Annotated in this window: 19 protein-coding genes; 12 read left to right on the top strand and 7 right to left on the bottom strand. The window is 71.8% G+C overall.

Features of this window, described 5'->3' with window-relative positions:
* The first annotated feature begins 290 nt into the window (after positions 1-290).
* From IH50_RS0108400 to IH50_RS0108375, 6 genes are all read left to right on the top strand, one after another.
* The gene (locus IH50_RS0108400) at positions 291-1,340 is read left to right on the top strand and encodes a TraR/DksA family transcriptional regulator (protein ID WP_030858940.1); all 1,050 of its coding nucleotides are present in this window, start codon (positions 291-293) and stop codon (positions 1,338-1,340) included.
* Between the two features lie 66 nt (positions 1,341-1,406).
* Positions 1,407-2,006 (top strand): signal peptidase II, encoded by a 600-nt coding sequence (gene lspA, locus IH50_RS0108395; protein ID WP_030858938.1) that lies wholly within the window; start codon positions 1,407-1,409, stop codon positions 2,004-2,006.
* Positions 2,007-2,049: 43 nt separating this feature from the next.
* Entirely contained in the window at positions 2,050-2,994 is a 945-nt protein-coding gene (locus IH50_RS0108390) for an RluA family pseudouridine synthase (RefSeq protein ID WP_030858936.1), read from the top strand.
* Positions 2,991-3,458 carry a GNAT family N-acetyltransferase gene (locus IH50_RS0108385; protein WP_030858933.1) on the top strand — a complete coding sequence of 156 codons (468 nt, stop codon included), beginning with the start codon at positions 2,991-2,993 and terminating at the stop codon, positions 3,456-3,458. The genes IH50_RS0108390 and IH50_RS0108385 overlap by 4 nt, the downstream gene beginning before the upstream one ends.
* Positions 3,459-3,545: 87 nt before the next feature.
* Complete coding sequence (locus IH50_RS0108380; RefSeq protein WP_030858931.1) at positions 3,546-5,132, top strand: Na+/H+ antiporter; 1,587 nt, start codon at positions 3,546-3,548, stop codon at positions 5,130-5,132.
* Between the two features lie 109 nt (positions 5,133-5,241).
* Positions 5,242-5,982 (top strand): SDR family NAD(P)-dependent oxidoreductase, encoded by a 741-nt coding sequence (locus IH50_RS0108375; RefSeq protein WP_030858930.1) that lies wholly within the window; start codon positions 5,242-5,244, stop codon positions 5,980-5,982.
* 7 nt (positions 5,983-5,989) lie between these two features.
* On the opposite strand, the gene IH50_RS0108370 is transcribed toward IH50_RS0108375, so the two are convergent.
* Positions 5,990-7,105, bottom strand: a complete 1,116-nt coding sequence (locus IH50_RS0108370; protein WP_030858928.1) for a mechanosensitive ion channel family protein — start codon at positions 7,103-7,105, stop codon at positions 5,990-5,992.
* Between the two features lie 107 nt (positions 7,106-7,212).
* Here IH50_RS0108370 and IH50_RS0108365 point away from each other — a divergent pair, with 107 nt between their 5' ends.
* Positions 7,213-7,788, top strand: coding sequence for a dienelactone hydrolase family protein (locus IH50_RS0108365; protein WP_030858926.1), 576 nt, complete (start codon positions 7,213-7,215; stop codon positions 7,786-7,788).
* Between the two features lie 13 nt (positions 7,789-7,801).
* Here the strand turns inward: IH50_RS0108365 and IH50_RS0108360 are convergent, their stop codons facing one another.
* From IH50_RS0108360 to IH50_RS0108345, 4 genes are all read right to left on the bottom strand, one after another.
* On the bottom strand, positions 7,802-9,487 hold the full coding sequence (locus tag IH50_RS0108360; protein WP_030858924.1) for an alkaline phosphatase D family protein: 1,686 nt from the start codon (positions 9,485-9,487) through the stop codon (positions 7,802-7,804).
* 86 nt (positions 9,488-9,573) lie between these two features.
* Entirely contained in the window at positions 9,574-10,389 is an 816-nt protein-coding gene (locus tag IH50_RS0108355) for a DsbA family protein (protein WP_030858922.1), read from the bottom strand.
* Between the two features lie 97 nt (positions 10,390-10,486).
* Positions 10,487-11,188 (bottom strand): hypothetical protein, encoded by a 702-nt coding sequence (locus IH50_RS0108350; protein ID WP_030858920.1) that lies wholly within the window; start codon positions 11,186-11,188, stop codon positions 10,487-10,489.
* Between the two features lie 68 nt (positions 11,189-11,256).
* Positions 11,257-12,597: a DUF2252 domain-containing protein gene (locus IH50_RS0108345; RefSeq protein ID WP_030858918.1), complete on the bottom strand. Its 1,341-nt coding sequence runs from the start codon at positions 12,595-12,597 to the stop codon at positions 11,257-11,259.
* Between the two features lie 204 nt (positions 12,598-12,801).
* On the opposite strand from IH50_RS0108345, the gene dnaE reads away from it, so the two are divergent.
* Positions 12,802-16,341 (top strand): DNA polymerase III subunit alpha, encoded by a 3,540-nt coding sequence (gene dnaE, locus IH50_RS0108340; protein ID WP_030858916.1) that lies wholly within the window; start codon positions 12,802-12,804, stop codon positions 16,339-16,341.
* 126 nt (positions 16,342-16,467) lie between these two features.
* Here dnaE and IH50_RS41970 read toward each other — a convergent pair whose 3' ends face one another.
* Complete coding sequence (locus IH50_RS41970) at positions 16,468-16,635, bottom strand: hypothetical protein (protein ID WP_167748606.1); 168 nt, start codon at positions 16,633-16,635, stop codon at positions 16,468-16,470.
* A 220-nt stretch (positions 16,636-16,855) separates the two neighbouring features.
* On the opposite strand from IH50_RS41970, the gene IH50_RS0108330 reads away from it, so the two are divergent.
* From IH50_RS0108330 to IH50_RS37510, 4 genes are all read left to right on the top strand, one after another.
* Entirely contained in the window at positions 16,856-18,064 is a 1,209-nt protein-coding gene (locus IH50_RS0108330; protein ID WP_030858914.1) for an NYN domain-containing protein, read from the top strand.
* Positions 18,065-18,386: 322 nt separating this feature from the next.
* Positions 18,387-19,361, top strand: coding sequence for an ABC transporter ATP-binding protein (locus IH50_RS0108325; protein ID WP_030858912.1), 975 nt, complete (start codon positions 18,387-18,389; stop codon positions 19,359-19,361).
* Between the two features lie 86 nt (positions 19,362-19,447).
* Complete coding sequence (locus tag IH50_RS0108320; RefSeq protein WP_030858909.1) at positions 19,448-20,269, top strand: ABC transporter permease; 822 nt, start codon at positions 19,448-19,450, stop codon at positions 20,267-20,269.
* A 34-nt stretch (positions 20,270-20,303) separates the two neighbouring features.
* A complete protein-coding gene (locus IH50_RS37510) occupies positions 20,304-21,101 on the top strand; it encodes a DUF2567 domain-containing protein (protein ID WP_234328114.1) in 798 nt (265 codons plus the stop codon).
* On the opposite strand, the gene ybaK is transcribed toward IH50_RS37510, so the two are convergent.
* Complete coding sequence (gene ybaK, locus IH50_RS0108310; RefSeq protein ID WP_030858905.1) at positions 21,088-21,591, bottom strand: Cys-tRNA(Pro) deacylase; 504 nt, start codon at positions 21,589-21,591, stop codon at positions 21,088-21,090. The two genes, IH50_RS37510 and ybaK, sit on opposite strands and share 14 nt — an antisense overlap.
* Positions 21,592-21,600: the final 9 nt, after the last annotated feature.

Below are 21,600 nucleotides of genomic sequence, written 5' to 3'. Positions count from 1 at the left end.
TTTTCGCTCCGCCCAGTGTACGGCGCGGCGGGGGCGGCGGCCGACCGGATTTCCGCTCGCCGTACGACCCGGCGTACTTCGAATGGCGAAGCGCGCCCGTCCGGATCCCGGGACGTCCATGTCGGTGGCATACCCGGCGGGGAGCTGGGCACAACGCATGCAGGTTCGCCGCGCGGCGTCCGCGGGGCGAGGGAATCGGGCGGTGCGCCCCGTTGCCGCGGGACTCGAGTCGATTTATCGTCCCAGCACGATTCGCGTGCAAGATCACAATATGTGAAGGGGCCGCGGCCATGGTGGCGAAGAAGACCGCCGTACAGCAGCCGGCACCGTCCGGCAGGTCCGGGGCCACTGCCGGCGGCGGGGCCGGAAGGGCGGGCGGGACGGCCGGAGCCGCGGCGACGGCGCGGACGGCGCACGACGGTGTCCCGGTGGCGTCGGAGCCGCCCGCCGGGACACCCGCGAAGAAGGCCGCGGCGGGGAAGGCGCCCGCGAAAAGGACCCCCACGCGGAAGCCGTCCGCCGGGAAGGCCGCGGCGAGGAAGCCGGCCGTCGAGGGGGCGTCCGCCGGGAAGGCCGCGGCGAAGAAACCGTCTCCCGAGGGGAAGGCCGCGGTGAGGAAGCCGGACGGGGCGGGGAAGCGGGCCGCCGGAAAGGCGGCCCCCGAGGCCGTGGTGCCTGGTGGGGGCGCTGCGGGGAAGAAGGTGCCGGGGAAGGGCGCCGTCCGGGAGGCGGCTCCCGCGGGCCCCCGGGAGGCCGGCCTCCCGGAGAGCGGGCCCGGCGGGCCCGTACAGGATGTGGCCGGGCGCAGCACGGCCGATGACGCGGGCGCGGTGGATGCCGCGGCGCAGACGGGAGTGACGACGGTGGGTGCGAAGAAGACTCCTGGCACGGCCACGGCGGCGAAGAGCCCCGTACCCAAGGCCCGGATCGGCGTGGTGGAGCCGGGCGACCTCGCGGTGCGTCCGGGGGAGGAGCCCTGGACTCCGGAAGAGGTCGAGGAGGCGCGGGCCGAGCTGACGTCCGAGGTGCTGAGGCTGCGCGAGGAGATCGCCGCCTCCGAGCAGTCGCTGGCCGGCCTGATGCGGGACTCCGGCGACGGCGCGGGCGACGACGACGCCGACACCGGCACCAAGAACATCACGCGCGAGCACGAACTCGCGCTCGCCGCGAACGCGCGCGACATGCTCACCCAGTTCGAGCGCGCCCTCCAGCGCCTCGACGCCGGTACCTACGGCCTCTGCGAGAACTGCGGCAAACCCATCGGAAAGGCCCGTATGCAGGCCTTTCCCCGGGCCACCCTGTGCGTCGAGTGCAAGCAGAAGCAGGAGCGGCGGTACTGATCGGCGGGCGCGCGGGGCGTGCCGTACCCTCGTCCTCTAGTCAGGTACCTAGGCTGAGGGACTCACGTGGCAGAGGCGGAGCGCATCATCGGTACGCCGGACACCCCGGACGCGGACCGGGAGGACCAGGAACGGGCCGGCACCGGGGCGACGGCGGCGGAGGAGGCCGAGCGGCCTCGCGGCAAGCGGCGGATCGCCGTGCTGTTCGCCGTCGCCGTGTTCGCGTATGCCCTCGATCTGATCAGCAAGATGATCGTGGTCGCCAAGCTGGAGCACCACGAGCCCATCGAGATCGTCGGGGACTGGCTGCGCTTCGAGGCGATCCGCAACGCGGGCGCGGCCTTCGGCTTCGGCGAGGCCTTCACCGTGATCTTCACGGTGATCGCCGCGGCCGTGATCGTGGTGATCGTCCGCCTCGCCCGCAAGCTCTACAGCCTGCCCTGGGCGATCGCGCTGGGCCTGCTGCTCGGCGGCGCCCTCGGCAACCTCACCGACCGGATCTTCCGTTCGCCGGGCGTCTTCGAGGGCGCGGTGGTCGACTTCATCGCGCCCAAGCACTTCGCCGTGTTCAACCTGGCGGACTCGGCGATCGTGTGCGGCGGCATCCTGATCGTGCTGCTGTCGTTCCGTGGCCTCGACCCGGACGGCACCGTCCACAAGGACTGAACGCGCCTGCGGGGTTGTCGGACCCGTCCGGCATACTCGACGGGTGAGCACGATTCCCGAGATCCGTACCCTGCCCGTGCCCGACGGCCTGGAGGGCGAGCGCGTCGACGCCGCCATCTCCCGCATGTTCGGCTTCTCCCGCACCAAGGCGGCCGAGCTCGCCGCCGCGGGGAAGGTCACGGTCGACGGGTCGGTGGTCGGCAAGTCGGAGCGGGTCAGCGGCGGCGCCTGGCTGGAGGTGGAGATGCCGCAGGCGCCCGCGCCGGTCCAGGTCGTCGCCGAGCCGGTCGAGGGCATGGAGATCGTGCACGACGACGACGACGTGGTCGTGATCGTCAAGCCCGTCGGCGTCGCCGCCCACCCCTCGCCGGGCTGGACCGGCCCGACGGTGATCGGCGGCCTCGCCGCCGCCGGGTACCGCATCTCGACCTCCGGCGCCGCCGAGCGCCAGGGCATCGTGCACCGCCTCGACGTGGGCACCTCCGGCCTGATGGTGGTCGCCAAGTCGGAGTACGCGTACACGTCGCTGAAGCGCCAGTTCAAGGAGCGCACGGTCGACAAGCGCTACCACACGCTCGTCCAGGGCCACCCCGACCCCACCAGCGGCACCATCGACGCCCCCATCGGCCGCCACCCGCAGCACGACTACAAGTGGGCGGTCACCGCCGACGGCAAGCCGTCCGTCACGCACTACGACCTCATCGAGGCCTTCCGCGCCGCCTCCCTCCTCGACGTCAAGCTGGAGACCGGCCGCACCCACCAGATCCGCGTCCACATGGCCGCCCACCGGCACCCCTGCGTCGGCGACCTCACCTACGGCGCCGACCCCACGCTCGCCAAGCGGCTTCGCCTGACCCGCCAGTGGCTGCACGCCGTACGTCTGGGCTTCGAGCACCCCGGCGACGGGCAGTGGGTGGAGTTCTCCTGCGACTATCCCGACGACCTTCAGCAGGCGCTGGACCAGGTCCGTGAGGAGACCTACGCATGAGCGCCGCCTTCATGGTCCGCGTGGCGGAGGAGTCCGCCGACCGTGAGGCGTGCTTCGCGGTCCGCAAGGAGGTCTTCGTCGCCGAGCAGGGCGTCCCCGAGGACATCGAGTACGACGCCTACGACGCCGGCGCCGTCCACGTGCTGGCGGTCGCCGAGGACGGCACCCCCCTCGGCACCGGACGGCTGCTGTACGGCGAGGCCGCCGCGGCGAAGAACGGCGGCGACCCGGCGGTCGGCTCGCTGGGCCGGCTCGCGGTGACGCGCCGGGCGCGGGGCCTCGGCGTCGGCGCGGCGCTGGTGCGGGCCATCGAGGAGGCGGCCCGCGCCCGGGGCCTCACCGCCGTCGACCTGCACGCGCAGACGCACGCCCTCGGTTTCTACGAGCGGCTGGACTACGAGGCCTACGGCCCCGAGTTCCCGGACGCGGGGATACCGCACCGGGCCATGCGGCGCGTTCTGTAGCCGGGGCCGCGAACAGCCGGGCGGGGGCGTCGGCGTGGCAGGGTGGAGATCCGCCCGCCGATCGCCGATCCGCCCGGAGCCGTGACCGTGGACCAGTTGACCCTGCTGTTCGCCCTGCTGCTCGGGGCCGTGGTGAGTGTCCCGGTCGGGGAGCGGCTGAGGCTGCCGGCGCCGGTGCTGATGACGGTCCTCGGGGCGGTCCTGGCCCTGCTGGAGTTCGTGCCGAACGTCGACATCCCGCCCGACCTGATTCTCCCGCTGCTGCTGCCGCCCCTGCTGTACGCCGCCGTACGGCGGACCTCCTGGCGGCAGTTCGCGGCGAACGTCAGACCGATCCTGCTGCTCGCGGTGGCGCTGGTCCTCGTCACCACGCTGTGCGTGGCCACCGTCGCCCACGCGATCGTGCCGGGACTGCCGCTCGCCGCCGCCTTCGCCCTCGGTGCGCTGGTCGCGCCGCCCGACCCGGTCGCGGCCACCGCCGTCGCCGGGAAGCTGGGGCTGCCGCGTCGGCTGGTGTCGATCCTGGAGGGCGAGGGGCTCTTCAACGACGTCACGGCGATCGTCCTCTACAACGTGGCGATCGCCGCCGCCGTCAGCGGAAGCTTCTCCGCCTGGGAGGCCGGGCTCGACCTGGTGCTGTCGGCCGTGGTGGCGGTGGCGGTCGGGCTCGCCCTGGGCTGGGGCGCCAACAGGCTGATGGATCTCCTCGGGGACGCGACGCTGCAGATCGGGCTGAGCCTGCTCGTGCCGTACGCCTCCTACGTCGCGGCCGAGGAGCTGCACGGCTCGGGCGTGCTCGCCGTGCTCACCACCGCGCTGTTCCTCGTCGAGTACGCCACCGACGCCGACGACGTCATGACCCGGCTGGCCGGGCACACCTTCTGGGACATCGTCGACACCCTGGTCACCGGGGTCGCGTTCGGGCTGGTCGGGCTCGAACTGCACAACGCGGTGCGGACCGCGTCCGGCCACTGGGGCGAGCTGCTCGGCCGGGCGGCGGTGATCGTGGGCGTGGTCGTCCTGGTCCGGCTGCTGTGGCTGCTGCCGGCGACCTGGCTGACGAAACGGCTGCACGCCGCGCGGGACACCGCCGAGGAGATCCCGGTGAGCTGGCGCGAGACCGTGGTGATGTGGTGGTCCGGGATGCGCGGGGTGGCCTCCGTCGCGCTGGCGCTGGCGATTCCGCTGGAGACCGACGCCGGGGGCGACTTCCCCGGCCGGGGCGAGATCGTCTTCATCGCGTTTAGCGTGATCATGGCGACCCTGCTGGTGCAGGGGCTGAGCCTGCCGTGGCTGGTGGGGCGGCTGGGAGTGCGGGCCGACACCGGGCGGGAGAAGCAGCTCGAGCACGACCTGGCGGTCCGGGCGGCGAAGGCGGCGAAGCGGAGGCTGCGCGAGATCGAGGAGGTCGAGGACCTGCCGGAGGAGCTGTCCGAGCAGATGCTGCGCAGCGCCTTCGACATCGGGGTGCGGATCAGCCCCGACCTCGCGGACGACGAGCGGCGGGAGGCGCACCGGCAGCGGGCGCGGCGGCTGAAGCGGGTGCGGGGGATCCAGCGGGAGATGCTGAGCGCGGCCCGGCACGAAGTGCTGGCCGCGCGGAGCGAGGCGGGGGCGGATCCGGAGGTGGTGGACCGGGTGCTGCGGCATCTGGACATGCGCAGCCTGCGCTGACGCCTCAGGGGTCTTGGCCGGCGCACTGCCCGCTTCGGCCGGTCGAGAAGCGGGCGTTTCCCGTGGGAGCTCAGCGCCTTCAGCGGCTTTTCGTTCGTAAAGTGCCGTTATGACTCGGAATATTGTGATCAGTGGAGGCGGTACCGGGATCGGGCTCGCCGCCGCGCGGGTGTTCGCCGCCGACGGGGACCGGGTGCTGCTGCTCGGCCGGCGCCGGGATGTGCTGGAGCGGGCGAAGGTGCCGGACGCGCTGACGTACGCCGCCGATCTCGCGGACCCCGAGGCCGTGCGCGGTGTCGCCGGCTTCGTGCAACGGGAGTTCGGCGCGGTGGACGTGCTGATCCACAGCGCCGGGGGCAACGGGCTCCTCGAACCCCGGGCCGACGGCGACGACCCGCTCGACGCCGTCGCCCGCTCCTGGACGGTCAACTTCCGGCTCAACCTGCTGACCGCCGCCCTGCTCACCGAGGCCCTGCGGGCCCGGCTCGCCGAACCCGGCGGGCGCGTGCTGTTCATCAGCTCCATCGCCGCCTACCGGGGCCACGGACAGGTGGCGTACGCGGCGGCCAAGGCCGGGCTGCACCCGTACGCCCACGACCTGGCCCGGAGACTGGGCCCGCACGGCATCACCGTGAACGTGGTCGCCCCCGGCTACATCGAGGACACCGCCTTCTTCGGCGACGGCATCGACGAGGAACTGCGTACCCGGCTGGTCGGGGAGACCCTGGACGGGCGCGCCGGAACGCCCGGGGACGTCGCCGCGACCCTGCACTGGCTCGCCTCCCCGGCCGCCGCGCACATCACCTCGCAGATCGTCCAGGTCAACGGCGGCGCCGAACGCGGCCACTGAGAGCGGGTCAGCGCTCCCTCGGATGATGGTGCGCGCGACGGGCCGCCGGTACGCCGTCGGGGGAGCGGTGGCCGCCGGTCCGGGGCGGCGGCACCGCGTCGGCCGTGTTGACCCGGGGCAGCGCGTAGGGGTGCTCGGCGGTCAGCCAGCGGATCATCTCCTCGCGGACCGTGACCCGTACCGTCCAGATGTCGTCGGCGTCCTTGGCCGTCACCAGGGCGCGCACCTCCATGGTGCTGGGGGTGCTGTCGGTCACGTTCAGGTTGAAGGCGCGGCCGTCCCAGGCCGGGCACTCCCGCAGGATGTCCCGGAGCTTGTCGCGCATCGCCTCCAGCGGGGCCGAGTGGTCGACGTGCCAGAAGACGGTGCCCGTCATCTGCGGCGTCCCGCGCGACCAGTTCTCGAACGGCTGGGACGTGAAGTACGACACCGGCATGGTGATCCGGCGCTCGTCCCAGGTGCGTACGGTCAGGAAGGTCAGCGTGATCTCCTCGACCGTGCCCCACTCGCCGTCCACGACCACCGTGTCGCCGATGCGCACCATGTCGCCGAAGGCGATCTGCAGCCCGGCGAACATGTTGCCGAGCGTGGACTGGGCGGCCACACCGGCGACGATGCCGAGGATTCCGGCCGAGGCCAGCAGCGACGCCCCGGCCGCCCGCATCGCGGGGAAGGTCAGCAGCATCGCGGCCACCGCCACCACGCCGACGATCGCCGAGACCACCCGCCGGATCAGCGTCACCTGGGTGCGCACCCGGCGGACCCGTGCCGGGTCGCGCTCGCGGTGGGTGCTGGCGTACCGCGTGTACGTGGTCTCGACGACCGCGGCCGCGATCCGGATCGCCAGCCAGGCGGCCGACCCGATCAGCACCAGGGTCAGGGTCCGGCCGATGACGGTCCCGTGGTCCCGCAACAGCTCCACCTGGTCGTACGACCCTCTCAGCAGGGCCGCGCACAGCAGCAGCTGGTAGGGGATCCGGCCGCGGCGCAGCAGACCCCACAGCGGAGTCTCCGGGTGGCGTTCGTCGGCCTTGCGCAGCAGCAGGTCGGTGGCCCAGCCGAGCAGCAGGGTGAGCACGACCGAGCCGCCGACCACGATCAATGGGCGGAGCACGTCATCCATGTCCCCGAACCTAACCGGCCCGCGCGGGCATGAACATGTGACTTCCGCGCGATCGCGGGTAGGGCGGTGATCCGGCGCCGTCACACCGGGCTGGCACCATGGACGCCATGAACATCATGCTCTTTCACTCGACCTACGGCCTGCGGCCCGCGGTGCGCCGGGCCGCGGACCGGCTGCGCGCGGCCGGACACGAGGTGTGGACGCCCGACCTCTTCGAAGGCAGCACGTTCGACACGGTCGAGGACGGCATGGCGTACAAGGAGGGGATCGGCAAGGACGAGCTGCTGAAGCGGGCCGTGCTGGCCGCCGCGCCCTACTCCGAGCGGGGGCTGGTGTACGCGGGCTTCTCCCTCGGCGCCTCCGTCGCCCAGACGCTGGCCCTCGGCGACGACAAGGCGCGCGGACTGCTGCTCCTGCACGGCACGTCGGACATCGCGGAGAACGCCTCGGCGGACGAGCTGCCGGTGCAGCTGCACGTCGCCGAGCCGGACCCGTTCGAGACGGACGACTGGCTCACCGCCTGGTACCTGCGGATGGGCCGGGCCGGCGCCGACGTCGAGGTGTACCGGTACGCGGGCGCCGGTCACCTCTACACCGACCCCGATCTCCCCGACTACGACGAGGAGGCCGCCGAGGCCACCTGGCGGGTGGCGCTCGGCTTCCTCGACTCGCTGGAGGGCTGAGCCGGGCAGGGCGTCACACCGGGGCGTGGACGCGCTCGGCCTTCTGTGTGCCGCTGCGGGTGCGGTAGGAGCGGACCCACTCGGACGTGGCGTCCGCCGCCGTACGGTCGGAGAGCACGTAGTAGTCCATCTGCGCCCGCTCGGCGGTGATGTCCAGGACGCCGTAGCCGTGCCGGTCGGTGTCGACCCAGTGGACGTGCCGGTTGGCCGCCCGGATCAGCGGTGCGGCGAGCGCGGAGACGGTGCCCTCGGGGACCTTCACGATGTCGTCGAGGTTGTCGGAGGTGACCGAGGTGACCACGAACTCCGTGGCGGCCGACGCCGACAGCGGATAGGTGCCGGCGTTCACCGGCACGTCGTTGGCCCACGCCATGTGGATGTCACCGGTGAGGAAGACCGTGTTGCGGATCGCGTTCGCCCGCAGATGGGCGAGGATCTCACGGCGGTCGTCGGTGTAGCCGTCCCACTGGTCGGTGTTGAGGGCGAGCCCCTCCTGCGGCAGGCCCAGCAGCTTCGCGAGCGGCTTGAGGAGACTCGCGGGGAGGGAGCCGAGGGAGAACGGCGAGATCATCACCGGGGTGCCGACCAGCCGCCAGGTGGTGTCGGACGCCGTCAGCCCCGCCTTCAGCCAGTCCAGTTGGGCGCGTCCGGTGATCGTGCGGTCCGGGTCGTCGACCTCGCCGTCGCCCAGGGAGACCTGCGCGGAGCGGAAGGAGCGCAGGTCGAGCAGGGACAGATCGGCGAGCTTGCCGAAGCGGAGCCGGCGGTAGGTGGTGCCGGCGAGCGCGGGCCGTACCGGCATCCACTCGAAGTAGGCCTGCTTGGCGGCGGCCTGGCGGGCCGCCCAGGTGCCCTCCGTGCCCTCGGTGTGGTTCTCGGCGCCGCCCGACCAGGTGTCGTTGGCGAACTCGTGGTCGTCCCAGATCGCGACGACCGGCGCCGCGGCGTGCAGGGCCTGGAGGTCCGGGTCGGTCTTGTACGTGGCGTGCCGGAGCCGGTAGTCGGCGAGGGTGACGATCTCGTGGGCGGGGGCGTGCGGCCGTACGGTCTCGCCGCGGGCGTTGTACTCGCCGGTGCCGTACTCGTAGATGTAGTCGCCCAGGTGCAGCCAGGCGTCCAGGTCGCCGCGGGCCGCGAGGTGGCGGTATGCGGCGAAGTGGCCGGCCTCCCAGTTGGCGCAGGAGACCACGCCGAAGCGCAGCCCGGTCACGGCGGCGTCGGCGGCCGGGGCGGTACGGGTGCGGGCGACGGGCGAGTCGGTGCCGCCGGCGGAGAAGCGGAACCAGTAGTCGGTGGCCGGACGCAGGCCGCGGACGTCCGCCTTGACGGTGTGGTCAAAGGCGGCGGTGGCGAGCGTCGAACCGCGCGCGACGACGTCGGTGAACGCCCTGTCCCGGGCGACGGCCCAGCTCACCTCAGTGTCCGGGCCGAGTCCGGAGCCGGGTATCGCCTCCGGAACCGGTGTCACCCGGGTCCACAGCAGGACGCCGTCGGGCAGCGGGTCGCCGGAGGCGACGCCGTGCAGGAAGGCGGGCGCCTGCGCGGTCGCGGCACGCGCGGGGAGGGCGGCGGCGAGCGGTCCGGCCAGCACCGCGGTGGCGGCGGCCGCCCTGACGACCGTACGACGGCGCGGGGACGGGAAGCCGGTGTCCGCGGTGGCGGGGACGGCGCTCTCGGATGATCTGTGTCGACTGGTCACAGCCGATCAGGTTACTGACAGGTACACGCAAGAGCGGGCGAACTCGCGAAAGTTCGCCCGCTCTTCGGCGTGCCGTCGGCCGGGGGTCAGGCCTTGAGCGCCTTGTCGACGGCCGTGTTGAACTCGTCCACCGTCATGGGCGCGTTCTGCCCGTCGGAGCCGGTGAGCTTCTTGCCGTCCATCATCAGCGTCGGCGTGCCCTGGACGCCCTCGGTGCTGTCGAACACGTCGGACATCTCCAGCGCCCACTTGTCGTAGGTGCCGTCCTTCACGTCCGCCTGGAACTCCTTGTTGTTCTTCAGGGCGTCGACCGTGTTGGCGACCTTGATCAGGTACGCGTCGTCCGCGAACTTGTCGTCCGTCTCCTCGGGGTGGTACTCGGCCGAGTAGAGCGCGCTCTTGTAGGCGAGGAACGCGTCGGGGCCGACGTTCAGCGCGGCACCCAGGGCGCTCAGGGCGTTCTTGGAGCCCTCACCGGTCAGGCCGCGGTCGAGGAACGAGGCGCCTATGAAGCGGATCTTGTACTTGCCGTCCTCGACGTCCTTCTCGACGGTCTTGCCGACCGTCTGCTCGAAGGAGGCGCAGACCGGGCAGCGCGGGTCCTCGTACAGCTCCAGGGTCTTCTTCGCGCCGGACTCGCCGATGACGACGGTCGTGCCGTTCTTGCCGCTGGTGTTGGCCGGCTTGACGAGCTTGGCGTCCTTCGCGGACTCCCAGTAGTCGGGCTGGTTGGCCTGGACGACCGCGTAGCCGATGCCGCCGGCCGCGGCCAGCACGCCGACCACCGAGGCGGCGACGATGAGCTGCCGCCTGACCTTCGCCTTCTTCGCCTGGCGCTCGCGCTCCACGCGCAGCCGCTCCCGGGCCGCCGACTTCGCCGCCTGGCTGTTCCGCTTGCTCATGATGATGTCTCCACGGGGGACGCACACGGGCGTGCCGTGTGCGGGATACGTAAGGGGGATGCTGGTGCTCGGAGGGTTCGCCGGAGGCGGGGCCGCCTCAGGCGAAGGTGACGGAGCACGGCGGTCCGCGCCGTCCCAGGGAGTGCGCCAGGAGCAGGGTCCGGACCGTGGCGGTACGGCGGACCGGGCGGGCCGGACGACGGGCCTCCGGGGCCCGGCGCACGGTCACCGCGGCGACCGCGAGCAGCAGCGGCCGGAAGGTCGTGGCCGCCACCGCGCCCAGCAGCCGGGCCAGCGCCCGCTCGCCGCGGCGCAGCCAGGCGGCGGCGAACAGACCGACCCCGATGTGCGCGCCGAGCAGCGCCCAGGCGGTCGCCGGGTCGGCCTGGGCGATCAGGGCCGCCAGCCGGTCGCCGCCCTCGGCGGCGTGCCCGGTGGCCCGGACGAGCGGTGCGCCCACACCGGTGCCGTCGCCGCACAGCACGTCGAAGCCGACGGAGCGCAGCGGGCCCGCGACGGGCCCGCCCATCCGGCCGTAGCAGACGTGCTGGCCGGTGGTGAAGACGGTGTCGGCGGCCAGCTCCAGCGGGATCAGCAGGGCGGCGATCCGCCCGAAGGAACGCTCCCGCCCCGCCAGGGCGTACGCCAGGCCGAACACGGCGGCGGCGATCGCGGCCACCGTGTTCAGCGGCAGCGGGACCCCGGACAGCAGCACGTGCGACGCGGCGCTGAGCGTCACGACGACTGCCGTGAACAGCGCCGCGCGGACGGCTCTGAGCTGGGTTCCGGATATGTCCATGGCGGTGAAGAGTGTGTCACGTGCTCCGGTAAAGAGTCCCTAAACGGTTCCTGTGGATGTGCGGAGGGTCACAGGCCCGGGATCCGGCCGTTGCGGAACAGGTCCAGGAAGATCTGGTGGTCGCCGCGCGCACGGGCGCCGTAGGCGTGCGCGAAGTCGACCAGGAGGGGGACCAGGGAGTCCTCGTCGGCGGCGATCGCCGCGTCGATGGCGCGCTCGGTGGAGAACGGCACCAGGGACTCGCCGGAGGTGTCGTCCGCGGCCGCGTGCATCGTCGCCGTGGCCCGGCCGAGGTCGGCGACGACCAGGGCGATCTCCTCCGGGTCGTCGATGTCGCCCCAGTCCAGGTCCACGGCGTACGGCGAGACCTCGGCGACGAGCTGCCCCGCGCCGTCCAGCTCGGTCCAGCCCAGCCACGGGTCGGCGTGCGCCTGGAGGGCGCGCTGGGAGATCACCGTGCGGTGCCCCTCGTGCTGGAAGTAGTCCTTGATCGCCTGGTCCGTGACGTGCCGGGAGACGGCCGGGGTCTGGGCCTGCTTGATGTAGATCACCACATCGTTCTCCAGGGCGTCGCTGTGACCCTCCAGGAGGATGTTGTACGACGGCAGCCCGGCCGAGCCGATGCCGATGCCGCGGCGGCCCACGACGTCCTTCACGCGGTAGGAGTCCGGACGGGCCAGCGAGGCGTCCGGCAGCGTCTCCAGATAGCCGTCGAAGGCCGCGAGCACCTTGTAACGGGTGGCGGCGTCCAGCTCGACCGCGCCGCCGCCGGAGGCGAAGCGGCGCTCGAAGTCACGGATCTCGGTCATCGAGTCCAGCAGCCCGAACCGGGTCAGCGAGCGGGCGTCGCGCAGCGCGTCGAGCAGCGGCCCCTGGGCGGTGTCCAGGGTGAACGGCGGCACCTCGTCGCTCTTCGCGCCGGTGGCCAGCGCGTGGATCCGCTCCCGGTAGGCGGCCGCGTAGATCGTGACCAGCTCGGTGATCTGCTCGTCGCTGAGCGCCTTCGCGTAGCCGATCAGCGCCACGGAGGCGGCGAGGCGCTTGAGGTCCCAGGTGAAGGGGCCGACGTAGGCCTCGTCGAAGTCGTTGACGTTGAAGACCAGGCGGCCGTTCGAATCCATGTACGTGCCGAAGTTCTCCGCGTGGAGATCACCGTGGATCCACACCCGCGAGGTGCGGTCGTCCAGGTACGGGCCGCCCCGCTTCGCCCCGAACTGGGCAGACACGGTCAGATCGTGGTAGAAGAGGCACGCCGTCCCGCGGTAGAAGGCGAACGCCGAGGCCGCCATCTTGCGGAACTTCACCCGGAACGCGGCCGGGTCGGCGGCCAGGAGCTCGCCGAAGGCGGTGTCGAGGACGGCGAGGATCTCCTCACCGCGGTGCTCGTCGTTGAGCTGCGGTACCGACATCGCTGTGTGCCTCCAGGTGCGGGATGTTCCGGGACGGCTGGTCCGTCCCCCGTCCAACGTGCGGCGGGACGCGGGAGTGCCCGCGCCCCGTTCGAAGGTACGTCGTGGCGGCCTCCGCGTGTCAGCCTCGGGGCATAGACTTCGACGCTGTCCCCCACTCCGTCCGCCTGCTCGTCACAGGCTGTTTTCCTTGGAGGCCGCACCGTGTCGAAGCCGCCGTTCACGCACCTGCACGTCCACACCCAGTACTCGCTGCTGGACGGTGCCGCGCGGCTGAAGGACATGTTCAACGCCTGCAACGAAATGGGCATGACGCACATCGCCATGTCCGACCACGGCAACCTGCACGGGGCGTACGACTTCTTCCACTCCGCGCAGAAGGCCGGAGTCACCCCGATCATCGGGATCGAGGCGTATGTCGCGCCCGAGTCCCGGCGCAACAAGCGCAAGATCCAGTGGGGCCAGCCGCACCAGAAGCGGGACGACGTCTCCGGTTCCGGCGGTTACACCCACAAGACGATGTGGGCCGTGAACAACACCGGCCTGCACAACCTCTTCCGGCTCTCCTCCGACGCGTACGCCGAGGGCTGGCTGCAGAAGTGGCCCCGGATGGACAAGGAGACCATCAGCCAGTGGTCCGAGGGCATCGTGGCCTCCACCGGCTGCCCCTCCGGCGAGGTGCAGACCCGGCTGCGCCTCGGCCACTTCGACGAGGCCCTCAAGGCCGCCGCCGACTACCAGGACATCTTCGGCAAGGACCGCTACTTCCTGGAGCTGATGGACCACGGCATCGAGATCGAGCACCGGGTCCGCGACGGCCTCCTGGAGATCGGCAAGAAGCTCGGCATCCCCCCGCTGGTCACCAACGACTCGCACTACACGTACGCGCACGAGGCGACCGCCCACGACGCGCTGCTGTGCATCCAGACCGGCAAGAACCTCTCCGACCCCGACCGCTTCAAGTTCGACGGCACCGGCTACTACCTCAAGTCCACCGACGAGATGTACGCCATCGACTCCTCGGACGCCTGGCAGCAGGGCTGCGCCAACACCCGGCTGATCGCCGAGATGGTCGACACCACGGGCATGTTCGTCAAGCGCGACCTGATGCCCAAGTTCGACATCCCGGAGGGGTACACCGAGGTCAGCTGGTTCAAGGAGGAGGTCCGCCGCGGCATGGAGCGCCGCTTCCCCGGCGGCATCCCCGAGGACCGCCAGAAGCAGGCCGACTACGAGATGGACGTCATCATCCAGATGGGGTTCCCGGGGTACTTCCTCGTCGTCGCCGACTTCATCATGTGGGCCAAGAACAACGGCATCGCGGTCGGTCCCGGCCGTGGCTCGGCGGCCGGCTCGATCGTCGCCTACGCCATGGGCATCACCGACCTCGACCCGATCCCGCACGGACTGATCTTCGAGCGGTTCCTCAACCCCGAGCGCGTCTCCATGCCCGACGTCGACATCGACTTCGACGAGCGCAGGCGCGTCGAGGTGATCCGGTACGTGACGGAGAAGTACGGCGCCGACAAGGTCGCCATGATCGGCACCTACGGCAAGATCAAGGCGAAGAACGCCATCAAGGACTCCGCGCGCGTGCTGGGCTACCCGTACGCGATGGGCGACCGCCTCACCAAGGCGATGCCCGCCGACGTCCTCGGCAAGGGCATCGACCTGAACGGCATCACCGACCCCTCGCACCCCCGCTACAGCGAGGCCGGCGAGATCCGGTCGATGTACGAGAACGAGCCGGACGTGAAGAAGGTCATCGACACCGCCAAGGGCGTCGAGGGCCTGGTCCGGCAGATGGGCGTGCACGCCGCCGGCGTGATCATGTCCAGCGAGCCCATCGTCGACCACGCCCCCATCTGGGTGCGGCACACCGACGGCGTGACCATCACGCAGTGGGACTACCCCCAGTGCGAGTCGCTGGGCCTGCTGAAGATGGACTTCCTCGGCCTGCGCAACCTGACCATCATGGACGACGCCGTCAAGATGGTGAAGGCCAACAAGGGCGTCGACCTGGACCTGCTGAGCCTGCCGCTCGACGACCCGAAGACCTTCGAACTCCTCCAGCGCGGCGACACCCTCGGCGTCTTCCAGTTCGACGGCGGACCGATGCGCTCGCTGCTGCGGCTGATGAAGCCGGACAACTTCGAGGACATCTCCGCCGTCTCCGCGCTCTACCGTCCCGGCCCGATGGGCATGGACTCGCACACCAACTACGCGCTGCGCAAGAACAAGCTCCAGGAGATCACCCCGATCCACAAGGAGCTGGAGGAGCCGCTCGAAGAGGTCCTCGCGGTCACCTACGGCCTGATCGTCTACCAGGAGCAGGTGCAGAAGGCTGCCCAGATCATCGCCGGCTACTCGCTCGGCGAGGCCGACATCCTCCGTCGCGTGATGGGCAAGAAGAAGCCCGAGGAACTGGCGAAGAACTTCACCATCTTCCAGGCCGGCGCCCGCAAGAACGGCTACAGCGACGAGGCCATCCAGGCCCTGTGGGACGTGCTGGTGCCGTTCGCCGGCTACGCCTTCAACAAGGCGCACTCCGCCGCGTACGGACTGGTGTCCTACTGGACCGCCTACCTCAAGGCGAACTACCCGGCCGAGTACATGGCCGCGCTGCTCACCTCGGTGAAGGACGACAAGGACAAGTCGGCGATCTACCTCAACGAGTGCCGCCGCATGGGCATCAAGGTGCTCCCGCCGAACGTCAACGAGTCGGTGCACAACTTCGCCGCCCAGGGCGACGACGTGATCCTCTTCGGTCTGGAGGCCGTGCGCAACGTCGGCACCAACGTGGTCGAGTCGATCATCAAGTGCCGCAAGGCCAAGGGGAAGTACACCTCCTTCCCCGACTACCTCGACAAGGTCGACGCGATCGTCTGCAACAAGCGCACCACGGAGTCGCTGATCAAGGCCGGCGCCTTCGACGAGCTGGGGCACACCCGCAAGAGCCTCACCGCCCACTACGAGCCGATGATCGACAACGTGGTCGCGGTCAAGCGCAAGGAGGCCGAGGGGCAGTTCGACCTCTTCGGCGGCATGGGCGAGGAGGAGACCAGCGAGCCCGGCTTCGGCCTCGACGTCACCTTCACCGACGACGAGTGGGACAAGACCTACCTGCTCGCCCAGGAGCGCGAGATGCTCGGCCTCTACGTCTCCGACCACCCGCTGTTCGGCCTGGAGCACGTGCTGTCCGACAAGGCCGACGCGGGCATCTCCCAGCTCACCGGCGGCGACTTCGGCGACGGCGCGGTGGTCACCATCGGCGGCATCATCTCGGGCCTCCAGCGCAAGATGACCAAGCAGGGCAACGCCTGGGCGATCGCCACCGTGGAGGACCTCGCGGGCTCCATCGAGTGCATGTTCTTCCCGGCGACGTACCAGCTCGTCTCGACGCAACTCGTCGAGGACGCCGTGGTGTTCGTCAAGGGCCGGCTCGACAAGCGGGAGGACGTGCCGCGGCTGGTCGCGATGGAGCTGATGGTCCCCGACCTGTCCAACGCCGGCACCAACGCGCCCGTGGTGCTCACCATCCCGGCCACCCGCGTGACCCCGCCGATGGTCAGCAGGCTCGGCGAGATCCTCACCCACCACAAGGGCGACAGCGAGGTGCGGATCAAGCTCCAGGGGCCGACGAAGACGACGGTGCTGCGCCTGGACCGGCACCGGGTGAAGCCGGACCCGGCCCTGTTCGGTGATCTGAAGGTCCTTCTCGGACCGTCCTGCCTGGCGGGCTAGCGGGCACGTCCGGCCGGCGCGCGTGAGGGGCGCACCCTGTGGTGGGTGCGCCCCTCTTCATGTGCCTGGGCCTTCACACGCCCGGGGCTTCATGTCCCCGGGCCGCGACGGGCCGTGGTGAGGACGTCAGTTGTGGCCGAAGCGCTTCTGCCGGCCCTTGCCCCGGCCGACCTCGCCGGGCACGGCCTGTGTGGTGCGCTGTTCGTCCGGCGTCTCCATCGTGGACGCCTGCGCCGCCCGCTGGGCGCGTTCGGCCTGCGGCTGCTTACGGTCACGGTTCTTGTTCTTGGCCATGGTGATGCCTCCTGTGGGGGACTAGGGGCCAGGGCCGGGACCAGATTCACACAGCCTGATAACAGACGCATGTCGGACAATGACCGTGTGTGACCGGGGTGATCGGGGAGGAAGTGTGGAAACGCCACGCCGAAGATCGAGTTCGGGCCGTTAACCCCGGTGTGGTCGGGCAGACTCGAAGCAAGCCCGAAGCAAACCTCCCGGAAAGAGGGTGGATCGCGTGGACCGCTGCATCGTCCTGGTGGACGCCGGGTATCTGCTGGGGGCCGCCGCCAGTCTCCTCGCCGGGGAACCGTCGCGGTCCCGCATCACCGTCGATCACGCGGCCCTCATCCAGGGGCTGCGGGAACGCGCCGAGTCCGACACGCGTCAGCCGCTGCTGCGCATCTACTGGTTCGACGGCGCCCCCGACCGCGTCCCGCAGCCCGAGCACCGCAGGCTGCGCGTGATGCCCCGGGTCACCGTCCGGCTCGGCGCGCTGACCCGCAGCGACGGCCGCTGGGCGCAGAAGGGCGTCGACGCCGCGATGCACGCCGAGCTGACCGAGCTGGCCCGCAACCGGGCCTGTTCCGACATCGTCCTGGTCACCGGGGACGGTGACCTGCTGCCCGGCATGATGGCCGCCAAGGAACACGGTGTCGCCGTGCACCTGTGGGCCGTGCAGGCCGCCGACGGCGACTACAACCAGTCCGAGGACCTGGTCGCCGAGGCCGACGAGCGCCGGGTGCTGGACCGGGCGTGGATCACCCGGGCCGTACGGGCCAAGGAGCACACCGGGGTGTGCGCCCCGCCGCCCGTGCCGCGGCCGGAGATCGCCGCGATCCTCTCCGCCCCGCTGCCGGAGTCCGCGCCCGGTGCGACGGCCGAGCGGACCGTCGAGGAGCCGCGGCACCCGGCCGCCGCCGGGCACAACGGCACCGCCGAACGGGCGGCCGCGGCCAAGGGCGTACCCACCCCCAAGGACCTGGCCGCGCTGCGCGGCCCCGGCCCGCACCCGCCCCAGCAGCCCGCCTCCGCGACCCTGCGCTGGTCCTCCGACAAGGGCTGGGTCGACCGGCCGGCCGCCGAGCCGCCGGACGCGGCCTCCCTGCCGACGCTCGCCCAGCTGACCACGGCGGAGCAGCGGTGGGCCGACCGGGAGGAGGACATCACCACCGTCGGCGGGGACCCCTTCGAGGTGGGGCAGGTGTTCGCCCGGCGCTGGGTGGAGCGGCTGGGGGACCAGGGGCACATCCAGAAGCTGTCCGGGATGTATCCCCGGATTCCGCACCGTGTCGACGGGGAGCTGTTGCGGTACGCGGCGCGTTTCGGGCTGCTCGCGCACAAGGACGATCAGATCGACGAGCGTGATCGTTACGCCATTCGGGCGGGGTTCTGGCGTGAGCTGGATCTTCGTACCGGTACGGAAAGGGCTCCCGTCGGGGAGTAGACGGGGTGCCCCCGTGCCCCGTGTCGGAGGGGCTGCCCCCGTGCTCCCGTGTACGGGGGCTCCGCCCCCGCGCCCCCGCCAGGGGCTCCCGTCCCCTGGACCCCCGGCCTGTGCCCACCCACCACCCGACTCGGTGGGCTGGAAGGCGGGCCACGGTCTGGCTCGGTGGGCCGGGGGTGGCTGTTGTTCCGGGGCGTTGGGTGGTTGGGGTGGGTTTGTGGGTGGTGGGGTGACCCGAGGGCGGGGCGGGGTCCGGGACCCCGTAGGCTCGTGCCTTGTGAGTACGCGCGCGGCACAGGGATCCCGGCACGGCGGTGATGTCGTGTGTGCGGTGCGCGGGCTGACCAAGACCTATCCGGCGGTGCGCGGCCGGCGCGGGGCCCCCGCCACGCCCGAGGTCCGGGCCACCGACGACGTGGGACTCGACATCCGGCGCGGTGAGATCTTCGGCCTGCTCGGGCCGAACGGCGCCGGCAAGTCCACCCTCGTACGCCAGCTCACCGGGCTGATGCGGCCCGACCGCGGCAGCGTCGAGATCCTCGGCCACGACATCGTGCGCCACCCCGAGCGCGCCGCGCGCATCCTCGCCTACCTCGGCCAGGAGTCCAGCGCCCTCGACGAACTGACCGTGTCCCTCGCCGCCGAGACCACCGGCCGGCTGCGCGGGCTCGACGCGCGGCGGGCACGGGCCGAACGGGACGACGTGCTGGACGAACTGGGGCTCACCCCGATCGCCGGGCGCCCGCTGAAGAAACTCTCCGGCGGCCAGCGCCGGCTGGCCTGCTTCGCCGCCGCGCTGGTGGGGGAGCGGCCCCTGCTCGTCCTGGACGAACCCACCACCGGCATGGACCCGGTGGCCCGGCGCGCCGTGTGGTCCGCCGTCGACCGGCGCCGCGCCGGACACGGCACCACCGTGCTGCTGGTCACCCACAACGTGATCGAGGCCGAGACCGTCCTCGACCGGGTCGCCGTGCTCGACCGCGGCCGGGTCATCGCCTGTGACAGCCCCGCCGGACTCAAGGAGCGGGTCGCCGGAGAGGTCCGGGTCGACCTGGTGTGGCGCGAGGCGGCCCCCCTGCACGTGCCCGAGGTCGCCGCGCTGCGGGACCGGGCCGTCGAGTCGGGCCGTCGCTGGACCTTGCGGCTCGCGCCCGAGGAGGCCCGTACGGTCGTCGCCACCGTCACCGGCGGGGCCGCCTTCGCCGCGCTGGACGACTTCACGCTGGCCACGCCCAGCCTGGAGGACGTCTACCTGGCGCTGGGCGGCGCCGTACGACAGGGACTGGTGAAGGCGTGAGCACACGGGCCGCGTCATCCGTACGGAACAGGGCGACCGCCGCAGCGGATCCGGGCGGACCTCCGACCGAAGGAGAGCAGCACGACGTGAGTGTCGTACCCGCCGATGTCGTGCCGGGCGGCGCCCTGGCCGTGGAGGAGGCCGCGCCGCGACCGGCCGGACTCGGCCCCCGCGCGCGGCTGTGGCCGTCGATGGCCGCCGTGTACCGGGCGCAGCTCTCCCGGGCCCGGGTCGCGCGGATACCGCTGCTGTTCGTGGCGACGTTCCAGTCGGTCGGCATCATGATCCTGATGCGCGGCGTCGTGGACGGCGGCGGTGAGGCGCAGGCCGTGGTCGCCGGCTCGGCGGTCCTGGTCGTCGCCTTCGTCGCGCTGAACCTGCTCGCCCAGTACTTCGGGCAGCTACGGGCCAGCGGCGGGCTCGACCACTACGCGACCCTGCCGGTGCCGCCGGCGGCGGTGGTGCTGGGCGCGGCGGGCGCGTACGCCTCGTTCACCGTGCCGGGGACCGTGGTGACCGCCGTCTTCGGATGCGTGCTGTTCGGGCTGCCGCTGGCACACCTGTGGGTGCTGGCCGCCGTGATCCCGCTCGCCGGGGCCGCGCTCGCCGGACTCGGCGCGGCGCTCGGGCTGCTCGCGCCCCGCGCGGAGCTGGCCACGCTGCTGGGGCAGCTCGGCATGTCGGCCGCGCTGCTGCTCGGTGTGCTGCCGGCGGAGCGGATGCCGGAGGCGGTGCGCCTCGCCCGGGACCTGCTGCCGTCGACGTACGGCGTCGAGGCCTTCGCACGGACCTTCGGACCGCACCCCGACTGGGCGCGGGTGCTCGGTGACCTCGCGGTGTGCGGAGTCGTCGGTGTCCTCTCGCTGGCCGTCGCGACCTGGGCGTACCGCAGGGCGGCCGTCCGGTGACGCGCCGCACAGCCGGGCCTGGCACGATGGCAGGGTGAGCGCACCTCTGACACCACCACCGCCTCCGCACGACCATGAGCAGGCCGCCGCCTCGTATCCGTACGGGAAGGCCGGCGACGCCGCGTATCCACGGCACGGCTGGTGGGACGAACAGGACGGCCCCGGGATGAAGGCGGAGATACGTGAGGCCGCCGTGACCGTGGTGGCGGTGGCGCTCGGCGGGGTGCTGCTCGGGGTGCTGTGGTGGTGGCTGGCGCCGCACGTGCCGCTGGTGGGCGACGTGGCGGGCGACAACTGGGCCGTGTACCTCAAGGACTCCGAGGGCGAGCAGGGCATCGGGGTGGACGGGACGTTCTCGCTGCTCGCGCTGGGGTTCGGGGCGGTGAGCGCGCTGGCCGTGTTCCTGATGCGGCGGCGCGGGGGTGTGCCGTTGGTTGTGGCGCTGGCGGTCGGCGGGCTGCTGGGGTCGTTGCTGGCCTGGCGGGTGGGGGTGTGGCTCGGTCCCGCGCAGGACGTGATCGCGCACGCGCGGAGTGTCGGCAAGGGGGTCACGTTCGACGCGCCGTTGAAGCTGAGTGCGAAGGGGGCGTTGCTGGCGTGGCCGTTCGCGGCGCTGGTGTTGCATCTGGGGCTGACGGGGTTGTTCGGCCCGCGGGATCCGGAGCAGTTTCCGCCGGCTGACTGCGCTCGAGCGGGAGGTACCCCCATCGCCCACCCGTGCCGCCCTGGGGGTACCTCCCAGGCCCTTGAGGCACTGGGGGAGGCACGACTGCCCGCGGAAGCGGCGGGGCGGCGGGACGACTGTCCGTGGCTGCGGGCTATGCGCGGCTGATCGGGGCCAAGGACGCCGAGGTCAGGGTGGTCAGGTCGGTCGGGGTGAGTTCCACCTCCAGGCCGCGGCGGCCCGCCGAGACGCAGATCGTTTCGTGCCGGGTGGCCGACTCGTCCAGGACCGTGGGGAGTCTCTTGCGCTGGCCCAGCGGGGAGATACCGCCCCGCACGTAGCCCGTGGTGCGTTCCGCCAGGACCGGGTCGGCCATCGTGGCCCGCTTGCCGCCCACCGCCGACGCGAGGGCCTTCAGGTCCAGTTGGCCCGCCACCGGCACCACCGCCACCGTCAGCGTGCCGTCGACGTCCGCCACCAGCGTCTTGAAGACCCGGTCCGGCGAGACCCCCATCGCCTCGGCCGCCTCCTCGCCGTACGACGGGTGGGCCGGGTCGTGCTCATAGGAGTGCACCGTGAACGGCACCCCGGCCGCGGTGAGCGCCACCGTCGCGGGCGTGCCTCCCGGCTGCTGCTGCTTCTTGGACTTCTTCGCCATCCCCGCCTG

The sequence above is a fragment of the Streptomyces sp. NRRL S-37 genome, assembly GCF_000721605.1.
Classification (GTDB): domain Bacteria; phylum Actinomycetota; class Actinomycetes; order Streptomycetales; family Streptomycetaceae; genus Streptomyces.
The sequence above is the reverse complement of the archived record's forward strand: the minus strand, read 5'-3'. Positions and strand labels throughout refer to the sequence as shown.